This window comes from Brevibacterium sp. Z349TD_9 (assembly GCF_056173565.1).
This window is the reverse complement of sequence record NZ_CM149680.1, coordinates 103,527-117,187: the sequence shown is the minus strand read 5'-3', so window position 1 is coordinate 117,187 and position 13,661 is coordinate 103,527. Positions and strand designations below refer to the sequence as shown.

The window sequence follows — 13,661 nt, the reverse complement described above, 5'->3', positions numbered from 1 at the left end:
ATTCCGCTGGGACGCATGACGAGGACGGAGGGCGAGATGACATCGGTGACGGACACCTCGGCGAGCAGCACCTCGCTGGCCGACCGCGCGTACGAGGCGCTGCGGCACCGGCTCATCATGCTCGACATCGCCCCCGGCGACGTCATCAACGAGGCGGCGCTGAGCGCGGAGCTCGGGGTCGGGAGGACGCCGATCCGGGAGGCCCTCAAACGGCTCGAGGGTGCGCACCTCGTCGTCTCGTTCCCCAGGCGCGGGACGTTCGCCTCCAACGTCGACATCACCGACCTCGCGGCGATCACGGAGATGCGTGAGGCGCTCGAGCCGATCGCGGCCCGGCGCGCGGCGCGGAACATCGGCCCCGAGCTGCGGGAGGAGTTCACGGCGACGATCGCCGAGCTCAGCTCTCTCGAGGCGGGGATGGACGCCCGCCTGCTCATCGAACGCGACCTCGAGGTCCACCGGCTCATCTACGGCGCGGTCGACAACCTCCACCTGCAGGAGACGCTCGTGCGCCTCGACGACCTCGCGACGCGGATCTGGTGCCTCGTGCTCCCGAAGATCCCCGACCTCCTCGGCCACATCCGCGAACACATCGCTCTGCTCGAGGGCATCCTCGCCGGTGGCGAGGATGCGGTGGGCCGGGTGGCCGGTGAGCATGTCCGCGAGTTCGAGGCGACCGTCCGCATGGCACTGGCGTAGCCGCACCGCGTCACCGACACCGCCGCGCCACCTCGACCGGGGGGCGCCTGCCCCCTGCTCGCGCGGATCACAGCCCCGAGGCGAACTCCCTCATCGCACGGTCGAGATCCTCGCCGATGCCCTCGGCTCCCCGTGCGCGTGACTCGCGCATCGCGATCGTCAGCGCCGCCCCGCACGCCCTGCCGATGACCTGGGCACGGAAGGGCTCGACGCCGCGCTTGCCGAGGACGGCGGCGACCGCCTCGGCGAGGATGTCGACCTTCGCGATGAACGCCGCCCGCAGTGACGGGGTGGAGTCGATGACCTCGTCGAGGGCGAAGCTGTCGGCCCGCCGGTCGGGGTCGGCGTAGTGGTCGACGATCCCCGACATCGACGCGCGCACGGACGTCCACGGATCCTCGTCACCGGGGCGGGCGAGGAGCCGGGCGATCATGTCCTCCCCCATCCCCACCCACTTGCCCGAGATGACGTCCTCCTTGGACGGGAAGTAGCGGAAGAACGTCCGCCGCGACATCCCCGACGCCGCGGCGAGATCGTCGACGGTGGTCTCGGAATAGCCCCTCTCGCGGAACAGCCTCAGGGCGATCGCGGTGATCTCGGCCTGCATGAGGCGGCGCTTGCGCTCACGGAGGTTCGGGGTGCTCATCTGAGCATTGTAGGCGAAGGACAATGATGGCACTGAGTGTCATTCCTGACTTATAGTGTTCCTGTGACTGCGCGAGGAGGATCCATGACAGCACCGCTCTACCGCGACCAGCAGGCCTGGCAGGATCTCCAGGAGTTTCTGCCGGAACGACTGCGGCTCGACGAATCGACGGCTCCGCAGGAGGAGATCTGGCGCTGGCGCGGCCACCGCATCCATCTCGACCGCTATACGCAGCCGGAGGCTTCGGCACGTGTCGTCCTCCATCACGGGGTCGGGACGAACGGGCGCCAGATGTCGCTCATCCTCGGCGCTCCTCTCGCCCGCCGCGGGTATGACGTCGTCTCCCTCGACAATCTCGGCTTCGGAATGACCGAGATGAGGTCCGGGTTCACGCCGTCGTACTCCGACTGGGTCGAACTCGTCGTCGACTTCCTCAGCGCCGAGCAGGCGAGGGATCCGAAGCCGACCGTCCTCTACGGACTCTCCGCCGGGGGCATGCTCGCCTTTCACGTCGCGGCGACAGCCCTCGCGGGCGTCCTCCATGGAATCGTCGGCATGACCTTCCTCGACCAGCGCTGCCCGGAGGTCCTCGAGCGCACGGCGCGCAGCCGTGCCACCGCACGCGTCGGCGCACCGATCATGGCGGCGCTCGCGAGGACCCCGCTCGGGCGTCTGCGCTATCCGATGCGCCTGGCCTCGAAGATGTCGGCACTTGCCAACGACCGCGGGGCGATGGAGGTCCTCCTCGGCGACCCCACCTCGGCGGGGAATGCGATGCCGCTGAGATTCCTCGCGGACTATCTCGCCTACGCCCCTGCGATCGAACCGGCGCGCTTCCGCGCCTGCCCGGTCCTGCTCACCCAGCCGGCTGCAGACCGGTGGTCGCCGCGCGAGCTCTCCGACCCGGTCGTCTCCCGCCTCGACCCCGCACTGTTCGAGGAGGTGAGCCTGCAGGGAGCAGGCCACCTCCCGCTCGAGGACCCGGGCCTGCGTCAGCTCGAGCTCGCCGTCGCCGAGTTCGTCGACCGGGTGACGAACTGGACCAGGACGCCCGCGCGGTGAGCGCCGGGCATCGTCGCTGAGCGCGAGGGCACGCAACGCACGGCCGCAGCTGCAGCCTCCCGAGCCATCCGATCGCAGACGATCCCAGCCTGCGCGACTCAAGACTGGGCAACCTGCGCGAATCAAAACGGCCCGACCGCAGCCTGAGAGGGCTGCGATCGGGCCGTGTGCTGTCCGCTGCTGACGGAGCCGGGGCTACCTGCTCGAGACGCGCCCGAAGAGGTTGGCGATCGGGGCGAGCAGCAGCGGCCTCGCCGCGAACCAGCCCGCTACGACGACGACCATCGCCACGATGAACCAGATGACTCCCGCCCAGCCGAGAACGTTCGTCCCGGCGAACATGTAGCCGAGGTTCTGCCGCAGTCCGGTCGCGAAGACGAGGAACACGTGGACGGCGATGAAGAACACGAAGAAGAGCATCGTCGGGAAGTGGATCGCCCGCGCCAGCGGCGCCGGGTAGATCTTGTTCAGCGTCGCCGCGTCCTTCGGCCACCACTCGCTCATCCGCACACCGGTGATCGCAGCCAGGGGGGCGGCGATGAAGACGACGATGAAGTACATGAGCTGCTGGAGCGCGTTGTAGTTGACCCACGCGTCCTCCATCGGCCACTCGAGCGTCGCGTACTGAAGCATCGCCGACAGCGCGTTCGGGAAGACCTCCCAGCTCGTGGGCACGATCCTCGCCCAGTGCCCGGAGGCGAAGAGGAGGACGACGAAGACGACGCCGTTGATCAGCCACAGCACATCGAGGCTGGTGTGCAGCCACAGGTTGATGCTGATCTTCTTCCCGCCCTTCTTCGGCGTGTAGAACGCCGGCGGCTTCTGCTGGTGGCGCACCTGCAGACCCGTGCGGATGATGAGAACCATGAAGAAGAGGTTGAGGAAGTGCGTCCACCGCGCCCATGCCGGGAATCCCGGCTCGACGAAGTCGGGCAGGTGGTACTCGCCCGGGTAGCGCTCGAGGAACTCGGGCACACCGGGCAGGGTCGTGACGCCGCGCGCGGCGAGGATGAGGATTCCGCCGACGACGATGAGTCCGCCGAGGCCGAGGCTCACGAGCTTGCCCCACTGGCCGAGCGACTTCGACCCGATCATGATCGGTTCGCGTGCCGGCTGGGCCTTCGCCTTCTCGGCTGTCTTCGGCTTCTCCGCCGTCTTGGTCGAGGCCGTCGATGCCTTCGCCGTCGTTCCCGCCGAGGCGGCCGATGCCTTCGCGGGTTCCGTCGGCTTCGCGTCGGTCTGCTTCGCCGAGGCGGTCCCGGCCGAGGTCGCCGCCGCAGGCTTCTGCGCAGCGGGCTTCTCGGCCGGCTTCGAAGCCGGGCCTGCAGTCTTCGGCAGACCGGTACGGGCTGCGGGCTTGGCACCGGGCTTGCCCGTGTCCGGTCCGGTCGACTTCGGCAGCCCCGTCCGGGTCTTCGGCAGACCCGAGCGTGCCGCCGGCTTCGCGGCCGTGCCAGCGGCGGCCGCGTCCTTGTCTGCTGCTGCTTCCGTGCCTGCGGCATCGTCGGCCGTCGCCGAGGCGGCGGCAGACCCGGCGGCGGTTCCCGCCGCAGCGGTGTCGGTTGCGGAGGTGTCGGCTGTCGCAGCTTCGCTCGAGGCAGCGGGCGCCTGCTCGGCGGCAGGCTCTGCAACAGGGGCGGTCGGTGCTGCAGCCGTCGAGGCAGCGGCGGTGACCGGGGCGAAGCCTTCGGGCGGCCAGGGGTCGCCGCCGGAGGTGCGCGGCAGTCCGCGGCGCAGGGGAACGTCGCTGAGTTCAGAGGCGCCGGCGGGCCGGTTTGCCGCTGCGACCGCGCCAGCGCCCGCTGTGACAGCACTGCCCGCAGCAGGTGCCGCGCTCGTCTCAGCGGCGGGAGTCGTCTCGGGCTCCGCTGCCGAGTCAGCAGCCGGCGTAGACGCGCCAGCGGCTGCCGCCGGGGCGCCCGACTCTGCGGGAGCACCGGTCTCGGCCGACGCACCGTCTGCCGAAGTGGACGGTGACTGTGCGCCGAGGCTCTTCACACCGGCCGGAGCGAATCCTTCCGGCGGCCACGGGTCGCCGCCCGACTGCCGGGGAAGTCCGCGGCGCAGCGGCACCGAGGCGTCCTCGCCCGCAGCTCCCCCACTCGAGGCGGCAGCGATCCCCGCTCCGGCGACGCCGGCACCGGCGGCCACTCCCGCAGCAGCACCGGCAGTCGGCTGTGTCGCGTCGGCCGCGACAACGTCGCTCGGCGCCTCTTCATCCTGTGCAACCCCATCGGCCTGCGCGCTATCGACATCGCTCGCACTCGACACGACCTCGGATTCGGAGACAGCGACCTGCTCCGACGAAACTGGCTCTGACGAGACCTGCTCCGACGCTTCCGCTGCGGACACGCCCGGCTCAGGCGCGGCCGTGGGCGCACCATCGGCCGCAGGCTGCGCCGAGCCAGCGGCGGGACTGCCGGCCGAGGACCTCGCGCGGACGGAGGCAACGCCCTCGGGCGGCCACGAATCTCCTCCGCTCACGCGCGGCAGACCGCGTCGCAGCGGAACGTCGATGACTTCGGTGGCGACGGCTGCCGCCGCCACCCCTCCTCCAACTGCCGCACCGGAATCTTCGGCGCCGAACTCATCGGCTCCGCGATCCTCGATCCCGAGGCCCGAACCACCGAGATCCTCAGCACCGGGTTCAGCGGCACCGTGATCGTCGGCACCGACGGCCGACACGTCGCCGGGGCCGGCCTCAGGGACCGACGAACCGGCATCGTCCGAGGTCACCGGGGCACCCACCTCGGCGGCACCGGATTCGATGACATCCGCCTCGGCGGGCTCAGTCGAAACTGCCTCAGCGGCACCGGACTCAGTCGCACCGGACTCGGTCAAACCGGGCTCAGCGGCACCACCCTCGGCGCTCACCCATTCGCGGGACTCCCATTCGACGGCCTGACCGACGGTCCCCTCCGGGGGCCACGGATCGCCGCCGGAGACCCGGGGCAGGCCGGCACGCAGCGTGGTGGAGAAGGTGGACATATCAGGACTGTTTCGCTTTCAAGGTCTCGACGGCCTGGGGCACGACCTTGAACAGGTCACCGACGACGCCGTAGTCGGCGATGTCGAAGATCGGCGCCTCGCCGTCCTTGTTCACCGCGACGATCGTCTTCGAGGTCTGCATACCCGCCTTGTGCTGGATCGCACCCGAGATGCCGAGCGCGACGTAGAGCTGCGGGGACACGGACACACCGGTCTGACCGACCTGGTGCGACTGGGCGATGAAGCCGGCGTCGACAGCGGCGCGCGAGGCGCCGACGGCGGCACCGAGGACGTCGGCGAACTCGCCGACGAGCTCGAAGGACTCCTCGGAGCCGACACCGCGGCCACCGGAGACGACCTTCTGGGCCCCACGCAGCTCGGGACGCGACGAGGTCTCGACGATCGGCTCGAACGCCGTCACCTGAGCTGCGCGCTTGCCGGAGTCGGCGACCTCGAGGACCTGCGAGTTCGCGGGCTGGGCCTCACCGCGGTTCTCGATCGAACCGAGGCGGATCGTGATGACCGGGGCACCGAACGTCGGGGCGGACTGAGCGGTGTAGCCGCCGCCGTAGACCGAGTGGTCGGCGACGATGCCCTCGGAGTCGCGGTCGACGCCGATCGCGTCGACCGACAGCGCCGATCCCGAGCGCACGGCGAAGCGACCGGCGAGGTCACGGCCGTCGATCGAGTTCGGGATGAGGACGGCATCGGGGGCCGTGAGCTCAGCGGCTGCGGTGAGGGCGTCGACGGCGAAGGACCCGAGCGCGGTGTTGCCTTCGGGCACCTCGGCGACGAGGGTCTGCACGGCGCCGAGAGACGAGGCCGTCTCCGCGGCGGCGTCACCGCTGCCGGAGGGTGCGATGACGAGGGCGACGGGGCTGCCGATGACACCGGCTCCGCCGAGGAGTTCGGCGGCGGGCTTCTCGAGCGCGCCTTCGGGGTCGACCGTCAGGGCGACGAGGATGGTGTCCTGGGGGAATTCAGACATGGGCGTTCTCCTTAGGCCAGACGGTTCTTGATGAGGAATTCGGCGAGTTCGACGCCGCCGTTGCCTTCGTCGACGACCTTCTCACCGGCTTCGCGCGGGGGCTTCTCGGCGACGGAGACCATGATCGAGCGCGCCGTCGACTGATCGGCGGCATCGACGTCGAGGTCGGCCAGACCGATGACCTCGAAGGGCTTCTTCTTCGCGGCCATGATGCCCTTGAAGTTGGGGAACCGGGCCTCGGGCAGCGCCTCGGTGATCGAGATGACGGCAGGCAGCTCGGCGGTCACCTGCTGCTGGCCGCCGTCGACGGCGCGGGTGCCGGAGACGGAGCCGTCGGCGATCTCGACGGCCGAGAGGTTCGTCAGATGCGGCAGATCGAGGTGCTCGGCGAGCATCGCCGGCAGCATGCCGGCGTTGCCGTCGGTGGAGATGTTGCCGGTGATGACGAGGTCGTAGCCGCCTCGGCGCACGGCTGCGGCGAGGACTTCGGCGGTGAGGCCGAGGTCGGCGCCGAGGAGTTCTTCATCCGCGATGTGCACGGCGTCGCCGGCTCCCATCGCCAGGCCCTTGCGGATCGTCGCCGTGGCACCCGAGGGCGCCATCGAGACGACGGTGATCTCGGTGCCGTCGTGGCTGTCGGCATAGGACAGGGCGACTTCGAGTGCGCGTTCGCCGATCTCGTCGAGCACGGCCTCCGAGGCGGCACGATCCGCCAGACCGGTCTCGAGATCGAGCTTGCGATCCCCGTACGTGTCCGGGACCTCTTTGACCAACACAGCGATCTTCAACGTGGCTCCTTATCAATGACGCAGGTCCGCCGTCGAGCAGTCAGGCCTGCTGCGAGTCGTCTCCGACCATAATCTACAGTCGGGAAACAGCCGTCCGTCAGTGGGGTCGCTGCTCGACCCCACCGTTCCTCCGCCCCATGCTACGTGGTGGAGGACACATCGGCGTCACCGGGGCGTCCGATCGGTCACAGCGGCCATGATACTTAACGAACGTTTACTTAAGTGTAGGTCGAATCCCCGGTGCTCGCATCCCCGCCGAGGCGGCCGACCGTGATCGCACCCCGTCCGACCTAGAATGGGGGCACCGACCCGCACCAAGGAGATCCCCGTGTCCTTCGACCTCGACGACATCGACCGCAGCATCGTCGCCGCCCTCGTCGAGAACTCGCGCCTGAGCGTCCGCCAGCTCGCCGAACGTGTCCATATCTCCCGGTCAGCCGCCCACAAACGCTTCACTGCGCTCATCGAATCCGGGGCGATCAAGGGCTTCACCGCCGAGGTGGACCGCAGTGCGCTCGGCATGACCGTGACCGCGGTGGTCGTCGTGAGGATCGGCGATCGGCCGTGGCCCGAAGTGCGCGACGATCTCGCCGCGCTGCCGTTCGTCGAGAAGGTCCAGGCCGTCAGCGGTGACATCGACGCTCTCGTCACCGTCAATGCGCCTGACAACACGGCGCTCTCCCAGGTCATCCTCCGCAGGATCCACGAGGTCCCCGGCGTCACCTCGTCGCGGTCGCTGCTCATCCTCGACGAGGCCGACGGGCACAGACCCGGAGCACAGCGCTGAGGCGCGCTGAAACCCTCGGAGCGACCACCGTCGCCTCCGCCTGGTGCAGTGAATCGGCAAAGCTGCATCGGTCGGGAAACGCGGCGAATCTCGTCGGCTCCGAGGGTTCCTGGCGAATGAAACAGTGAGACATCGAGCCCGCAACTCCAAGCAGGTGTGTCAACTGCCTGAGGCAACAGGAACGTGCCCTATATCTCATAGGTCAGCCTAACCTAAGGATTCGGCGAGCACAATCCCCCGCTGAGACTCGCGGGGAGGCCCCGCCGAAATCCGCGTCCCGGTCGCCCGCGATCGCCCGATCGCAGCGAAGCCGCTGGCGGCGGGGGACTCCCGCGGCGAGGGGCGCTCCCGAGGGGCGCTCTCGAGGCGGCGCATGACGTCAGGGCGACTCAGGTGCCCGGCGCCTCGAGTGTGCGCCGGACCGCACGAATCGTCAGGGCGAGCGCCTGAGCACGGGCATCGCGATCGGCGATCCCGGCGCTGACGGAGAACAGATGCCCGGAGCCGATGGTGAGGAAGACGTACATCGCCGCCCACCCGACGGGCACGTCAGCCGTGATCGACCCGTCGGCCTGGCCGCGCGCGATGACCGCCTCAAGCTGGTCGTCGTCGGACTCGGTCGTCGCACCCCCGGGACCGAGGTCGTCCGCGTCGCCCTCGCTCTCCGCACCCGAGGGGCCTCGCGACGCCTCGGCGCGGTCACTGCGCTCGCGCTCAGCCACGGCACGTTCACGCTCCGCCACGGCCCGTTCGCGCTCCGCTTCGACCCGTTCGCGTGCCACCTCGGCGAAGGTGTCGTCGGTGATGATCGGGTTGTCCGCGAAGAGGAGGGTGAGCACGTCGGGGACGGTGAAGAGCTGGGTGCAGATCCGCTCGACGGCATCGAGCCCGGTTCCGACCTCGGGACGGGCGCTGAGGAACGCATCCCCGAACATCCGCGCACCGAGGCGGGCCACCTCGGCGATCATCGCCTCGCGATCCCCGAAGTGCCGATACAAGGTAGTCCGTCCGACGCCGAGACCATCGGCGAGGTCGGCCATCGACGCGGTCGAATCGGCCGCGAGCAGCGGCAGCGCCCCGTCGATGAGGGCCGTCCTGCCCAGCCGCCCCATTCCCTTGGCCATATGCACCTTCCGTCGTCGTTCGCACTCATACGTGCCTTCCCATCCTCGCCGATCACCGCACGCGGATCGACTCCGTCCGGCGTCGACCCTCCGCCTGCACCATCAACCGGCCATTCCTCCACCCTTCCTTAGTGGAACATGATTGTTCCACTTTGGTACACTTATGTTCCAGTACGCGAGCTGACGCGCTCGGACCGCGCCCAGAACGCACACCCAGACCAGGGAGGAACGATGCCCACCACGCCAGACGCCGATTCCGGACACGTCCGCGGCGAATCGGAGGTCTTCGAGCTCAAACGATCGGACGCCGTCATCATCGGTCTCGTCTGCGTGGCGGCGGGCATCGCGCTCGGCTTCTTCCTCCCCGCGCTCGGTTCCGTCGCGGCACGCTTCCCCATCCCCTTCGGCGATGCCATTGAGAAGCTCAGCGGATTCGACGAGCAGTGGGTGGTCATCGCCCGGCCGTTCGTCGGCGCCGTGCTCGGGGCCGTCGCCGCCCTCGTCATCTCCGCCTCGGTGCCGCGGCTGCGCATCGACAACGACGCGATCACGGTGGACACACGCAACGGCCATCCGGTGCGGATCTCGCGGGAGTCGTTCTCGACCGCCTACTTCGACGGCGGCAAGCTGACGATCCTCACCGCCGGCGGGCATCAGGCGTTCCATGGCAGTGTCGAAGGGAAGAAGGACCGGGTCGCCGCGGCGTTCACCGCTCGAGGTTACCGCTGGGGCGAGATCTGAGCGGCGCCCGGGAGCCCCTCCCGCACCCTCGAAACCCCGGTGCCAAACGTCCACCGAGACCGCCTCCGATCGCTCACAACGTCCACCTTTGCCGACACGATCGGCACCCCCGTCCGTGACCGATCTCAGAGCCTGGATCGGTGATGCGGCTCACGTCATCATGAGGGTATGACCATCGACGTTCCCACCACCGGCCGCTCGCTGCCGCAGCTGCAGCCCATCAGCTTCATCGGCCCCGACGGACAGCCCACCGATACCGACACCGACGGCCTCGAGATCCCGAGCGACCGGACGCTGGCCGGCCTCTACCGGCAGATGGTCCTCGTGCGCCGCTTCGAGGCCCAGGTGACCCACCTGACCAGGCAGGGACGCCTGGCCACATACCCGTCCGCCGCCGGACAGGAGGCGTGCGAGGTGGGGGCGACGACCGCGCTCGCACCGGGCGACTGGCTCTTCCCCACCTACCGCGACTCGGCCGCGCTGCTCACCCGCGGTGTGCCCGTCGGAGAGATCCTCGCGGCCTTCCGCGGCGACTGGCACTGTGGCTTCGACCCGCAGGAGTACCACACCTCACCAGCGGCGACACCGCTGGCCACCCAGACCCTCCACGCCGCCGGTTTCGCGATGGCGTCGAAGCTCAAGGGCCGGGAGGCGTGCACGCTCACCTTCCTCGGCGACGGCGCGAGCAGCGAGGGCGACACCCACGAGGCCTTCAACTTCGCCTCGGTGTGGCAGACCCCGACCGTCTTCGTCCTCCAGAACAACCAGTACGCGATCTCGACCCCGCTGCGCGAGCAGTCGAATGCGACGATGCTCGCCGACCGCGCGGCCGGCTACGGGATGCCGGGCATCCGCGTCGACGGCAACGACGTCGCCGCGGTCTTCGCCGCCGTCTCTGCGGCCCTCGAGCGCGGACGCGAAGGCGACGGCCCGACCCTCATCGAGTGCCTCACCTACCGGATGGAGTCGCACACGAACTCCGACGATCCGACGAAGTACCGCGACTCCGAGGAGGTCGAGCATTGGAAGCAGTTCGACCCGATCACCCGCCTCGAGGCGTTCCTCCGCGCCCGCGGAGTCCTTGACGACGAGGCCGTGGCGACAGTCGCCGACGAGGCTGAGACCCTCGCCGCATCGGTGCGCGACGCGATGAACACCGAGGCCGAGATCGACCCGACCGAGCTCTTCGCCTACGTCTACGCGAACCCGCGCCCCGCCCTGCGCGAGCAGCAGGCCCAGTGTGAAGCCGAACTCGCAGGTGCCCACGCATGACCGCGACGACGGACGCACCGACGACCGAGGACACGACTCCGGCACCGACCTCGGTGACGATGACGAAGGCGCTCAACCAGGCCCTGCGCGATTCCCTGGCCGAGGACGAGAACGTCGTCGTCTACGGCGAGGACGTCGGCCGCCTCGGCGGGGTCTTCCGCGTCACCGAAGGCCTGCGGAAGGAGTTCGGACCCGAGCGCGTCTGGGACTCCCCGCTCGCCGAGTCCGGCATCGCCGGAACCGCGATCGGCATGGCGATGGCGGGCATGCGCCCGGTCATCGAGATGCAGTTCGACGCGTACGCCTACCCCGCGTTCGAGCAGATCGTCTCCCACATCGCGAAGATGCGGAACCGGACGAAGGGCCGCATCAGCCTGCCCATCACCATCCGCATCCCCTACGCCGGCGACATCGGCGGCGTCGAACACCATTCGGACTCCTCCGAGGCGTACTGGACGTCGACGCCGGGGCTGACCGTCGTCACCCCGTCGAACCCGGCCGATGCGTACTCGCTGCTGCGCGAGTCGATCGCCTCCGACGATCCCGTGATCTTCATGGAGCCGAAGTCCCGGTACTGGATGAAGGACAAGCTCAGCCTCCCGGTGACCACGGCCCCGATGAACCGCGCCGAGGTGATCCGCGAGGGCACCGACGCCACCCTCCTCGCGTACGGTCCGACCGTGCGCACGGCCCTCGAGGCCGCCGAGGCGGGAGCCGAGCACGGCCTGTCCATCGAGGTCATCGACCTGCGCACACTCTCTCCGTTCGACGATGAGACCGTGTCCGCGTCGGTCCGCAAGACCGGCCGCGCCGCCGTCATCCATGAAGCCGCCCAGTTCGGCGGATACGGCGCCGAGGTGGCCGCTCGGGTCACCGAACGCAACTTCACCTACCTCGCCGCCCCGATCCTCCGGGTCACCGGCTTCGACGTCCCCTACCCGTCCCCCAAGCTCGAGGAGTACTACTTGCCGACCGCCGAACGCGTTCTCGACGCCCTCGAATCGTGGGATTGGGATCTGTGATGAGTGCCGTGACGAGCGCGGGTGCCCGCGACTTCATCCTCCCTGACCTGGGAGAGGGCCTCACCGAGGCGGAGCTCATCAGCTGGAAGGTCGCCGTCGGCGACACCGTCCACGTCGACCAGATGGTCGTCGAGGTCGAGTCGGCCAAGAGCGTCGTCGAACTCCCCTGCCCCTTCGCGGGCACGGTCGTCGCCCTCCATGCCGAGGCCGGAGACACGGTCGAGGCGGGGCAGGCCTTGCTCTCCGTCGCCGAGGCGGGGGGTGCGGCCGGAGGTTCGCCCGCCGACCCGGGTGACGCGGCTGCCGCTGCGGGCGGCTCAACTGCCGCTGCGGGCTCCGGCACCAAGGAGGATCCGACCGAGCCGCCGACCGCCGATGACGCAGAGGAACCCGTCGGCGTCGAAGGCGGCGGCGCGAACCTCATCGGCTACGGCGCTTCGGAGCCCAAGGCCCGCTCGGGCAAGAAGCGGACGTTCGGCGGCAAGCGCAGTGCCGGGAGCGGCAGCAGTGCTGAGACCAGCAATGCTGGAAACAGCAGCGCTGCGGCGACTGCCCCGGAAACGGCTACGACGCCCGCCCCGGCGCAGTCCGCAGCCGCCCAGCCCGCTGCACCGGCAGCACCGTCGACGTCGCCCACAACCTCGCCGGTCACCTCGCCGATCGTGCGCCGCCTCGCCCAGGAGCATGGACTGAGCGCGAAGCACCTCACGGGCACGGGTCCCGGCGGAGTCGTGACGAGGGCCGATGTCCTCGCGGCGATCGAGAACGGCAGGACCACCGACCTCACCAGCAGCACCGCCGGACAGCCGGCCGCCTCGGCGACGGCTTCGACGGTCGAAATTACCGACCGTGACACCCGGACTCCGATCACGGGTCTGCGGAAGGTCGTGTCGGAGAGGCTCACGCAGTCGCGGAATGAGATTCCCGAGGCGACGATCTGGCTCGACGTCGACGCGACCGAGCTGCTGCGGACGAAGAAGGCCCTCGAGGCGCGCACGGGTGAGAAGTACTCGCTGCTCGCGCTCGTCGCGCGGTTCGTCATCGCCGGGCTCAAGCAGTACCCGATCCTCAACTCGTCGATCGACACGGCGGCGAACGAGATCGTCACCCACGGCGACATCAACCTCGGGCTCGCCGCGCAGACCCCGCGCGGGCTCATGGTTCCCGTCGTCCACGGAGCCGGCGAGATGAATCTGCGGCAGCTGCGCGACTCGATCGTCGACACCGTCGGCAAGGCGTCGACCGGCAAGTTCGCGGCCTCGGAGCTCTCCGGCGGCACGTTCACGCTCAACAATTACGGGGTGTTCGGCGTCGACGGATCGGCACCGATCATCAACCTGCCCGAGGTCGCCATGCTCGGCCTCGGCCGGATCAAGGACCGGCCGTGGGTCGTCGACGGCGAGCTCACCGTCCGCAAGGTGATGTACCTGAGCTTCGTCTTCGACCATCGCGCATGCGACGGTGCGGAGCCGAGCGAGTTCCTCACCTTCGTCGCCGACTGCATCGAGAACCCGATCTCCCTCCTCCCGGAGGTCTGAGCACCC

The 13,661-nt window shown here is 69.4% G+C and carries 12 protein-coding genes; 7 read left to right on the top strand and 5 right to left on the bottom strand.

The features are described 5' to 3' along the window. Positions 1 to 36 precede the first annotated feature (36 nt). Positions 37 to 699, top strand: coding sequence for a GntR family transcriptional regulator (locus AC0VYB_RS00490; protein ID WP_063248805.1), 663 nt, complete (start codon positions 37 to 39; stop codon positions 697 to 699). Between the two features lie 67 nt (positions 700 to 766). Here AC0VYB_RS00490 and AC0VYB_RS00485 read toward each other — a convergent pair whose 3' ends face one another. Beyond that, positions 767 to 1,345: a TetR family transcriptional regulator gene (locus AC0VYB_RS00485; protein WP_131248212.1), complete on the bottom strand. Its 579-nt coding sequence runs from the start codon at positions 1,343 to 1,345 to the stop codon at positions 767 to 769. An 84-nt stretch (positions 1,346 to 1,429) separates the two neighbouring features. Between AC0VYB_RS00485 and AC0VYB_RS00480 the strand changes: the two genes are divergently transcribed. Further along, entirely contained in the window at positions 1,430 to 2,407 is a 978-nt protein-coding gene (locus AC0VYB_RS00480; protein ID WP_063248742.1) for an alpha/beta hydrolase, read from the top strand. Positions 2,408 to 2,602: 195 nt separating this feature from the next. Here AC0VYB_RS00480 and AC0VYB_RS00475 read toward each other — a convergent pair whose 3' ends face one another. From AC0VYB_RS00475 to AC0VYB_RS00465, 3 genes are read right to left on the bottom strand one after another with little or no spacing between them, the layout of a single operon-like run. Then, positions 2,603 to 5,395: a cytochrome b/b6 domain-containing protein gene (locus AC0VYB_RS00475; protein WP_131248213.1), complete on the bottom strand. Its 2,793-nt coding sequence runs from the start codon at positions 5,393 to 5,395 to the stop codon at positions 2,603 to 2,605. 1 nt (position 5,396) lies between these two features. Beyond that, positions 5,397 to 6,383: an electron transfer flavoprotein subunit alpha/FixB family protein gene (locus AC0VYB_RS00470; RefSeq protein ID WP_063248744.1), complete on the bottom strand. Its 987-nt coding sequence runs from the start codon at positions 6,381 to 6,383 to the stop codon at positions 5,397 to 5,399. An 11-nt stretch (positions 6,384 to 6,394) separates the two neighbouring features. Beyond that, a complete protein-coding gene (locus AC0VYB_RS00465) occupies positions 6,395 to 7,171 on the bottom strand; it encodes an electron transfer flavoprotein subunit beta/FixA family protein (protein ID WP_009379718.1) in 777 nt (258 codons plus the stop codon). Between the two features lie 295 nt (positions 7,172 to 7,466). Between AC0VYB_RS00465 and AC0VYB_RS00460 the strand changes: the two genes are divergently transcribed. Beyond that, a complete protein-coding gene (locus AC0VYB_RS00460) occupies positions 7,467 to 7,958 on the top strand; it encodes an Lrp/AsnC family transcriptional regulator (protein WP_255249009.1) in 492 nt (163 codons plus the stop codon). A gap of 389 nt (positions 7,959 to 8,347) precedes the next feature. Here the strand turns inward: AC0VYB_RS00460 and AC0VYB_RS00455 are convergent, their stop codons facing one another. Beyond that, positions 8,348 to 9,082 carry a TetR/AcrR family transcriptional regulator gene (locus AC0VYB_RS00455; protein WP_063248746.1) on the bottom strand — a complete coding sequence of 245 codons (735 nt, stop codon included), beginning with the start codon at positions 9,080 to 9,082 and terminating at the stop codon, positions 8,348 to 8,350. 231 nt (positions 9,083 to 9,313) lie between these two features. Between AC0VYB_RS00455 and AC0VYB_RS00450 the strand changes: the two genes are divergently transcribed. The 4 genes from AC0VYB_RS00450 (at position 9,314) to AC0VYB_RS00435 (ending at position 13,655) form a co-directional block, all read left to right on the top strand. Further along, on the top strand, positions 9,314 to 9,823 hold the full coding sequence (locus tag AC0VYB_RS00450; RefSeq protein WP_063248747.1) for a YqeB family protein: 510 nt from the start codon (positions 9,314 to 9,316) through the stop codon (positions 9,821 to 9,823). 168 nt (positions 9,824 to 9,991) lie between these two features. Beyond that, positions 9,992 to 11,095: a pyruvate dehydrogenase (acetyl-transferring) E1 component subunit alpha gene (gene pdhA / locus AC0VYB_RS00445; RefSeq protein WP_009379727.1), complete on the top strand. Its 1,104-nt coding sequence runs from the start codon at positions 9,992 to 9,994 to the stop codon at positions 11,093 to 11,095. After that, a complete protein-coding gene (locus tag AC0VYB_RS00440) occupies positions 11,092 to 12,117 on the top strand; it encodes an alpha-ketoacid dehydrogenase subunit beta (RefSeq protein WP_095376595.1) in 1,026 nt (341 codons plus the stop codon). Before pdhA ends, AC0VYB_RS00440 begins: the two co-directional genes overlap by 4 nt. Further along, the gene (locus AC0VYB_RS00435) at positions 12,117 to 13,655 is read left to right on the top strand and encodes a dihydrolipoamide acetyltransferase family protein (protein WP_082834838.1); all 1,539 of its coding nucleotides are present in this window, start codon (positions 12,117 to 12,119) and stop codon (positions 13,653 to 13,655) included. Before AC0VYB_RS00440 ends, AC0VYB_RS00435 begins: the two co-directional genes overlap by 1 nt. The last annotated feature ends 6 nt before the right edge of the window (positions 13,656 to 13,661 follow it).

Excerpts from the sequence above, each read along its gene's own strand:
- AC0VYB_RS00460 (WP_255249009.1), top strand. The coding sequence starts at position 7,467 with ATGGGGGCACCGACCCGCACCAAGGAGATCCCCGTGTCCTTCGACCTC.
- AC0VYB_RS00480 (WP_063248742.1), top strand. The coding sequence starts at position 1,430 with ATGACAGCACCGCTCTACCGCGACCAGCAGGCCTGGCAGGATCTCCAG.
- AC0VYB_RS00455 (WP_063248746.1), bottom strand. The coding sequence starts at position 9,082 with ATGGCCAAGGGAATGGGGCGGCTGGGCAGGACGGCCCTCATCGACGGG.
- AC0VYB_RS00490 (WP_063248805.1), top strand. The coding sequence starts at position 37 with ATGACATCGGTGACGGACACCTCGGCGAGCAGCACCTCGCTGGCCGAC.
- AC0VYB_RS00440 (WP_095376595.1), top strand. The coding sequence starts at position 11,092 with ATGACCGCGACGACGGACGCACCGACGACCGAGGACACGACTCCGGCA.
- AC0VYB_RS00470 (WP_063248744.1), bottom strand. The coding sequence starts at position 6,383 with ATGTCTGAATTCCCCCAGGACACCATCCTCGTCGCCCTGACGGTCGAC.
- AC0VYB_RS00485 (WP_131248212.1), bottom strand. The coding sequence starts at position 1,345 with ATGAGCACCCCGAACCTCCGTGAGCGCAAGCGCCGCCTCATGCAGGCC.
- AC0VYB_RS00450 (WP_063248747.1), top strand. The coding sequence starts at position 9,314 with ATGCCCACCACGCCAGACGCCGATTCCGGACACGTCCGCGGCGAATCG.
- AC0VYB_RS00475 (WP_131248213.1), bottom strand. The coding sequence starts at position 5,395 with ATGTCCACCTTCTCCACCACGCTGCGTGCCGGCCTGCCCCGGGTCTCC.
- pdhA (WP_009379727.1), top strand. The coding sequence starts at position 9,992 with ATGACCATCGACGTTCCCACCACCGGCCGCTCGCTGCCGCAGCTGCAG.
- AC0VYB_RS00435 (WP_082834838.1), top strand. The coding sequence starts at position 12,117 with ATGAGTGCCGTGACGAGCGCGGGTGCCCGCGACTTCATCCTCCCTGAC.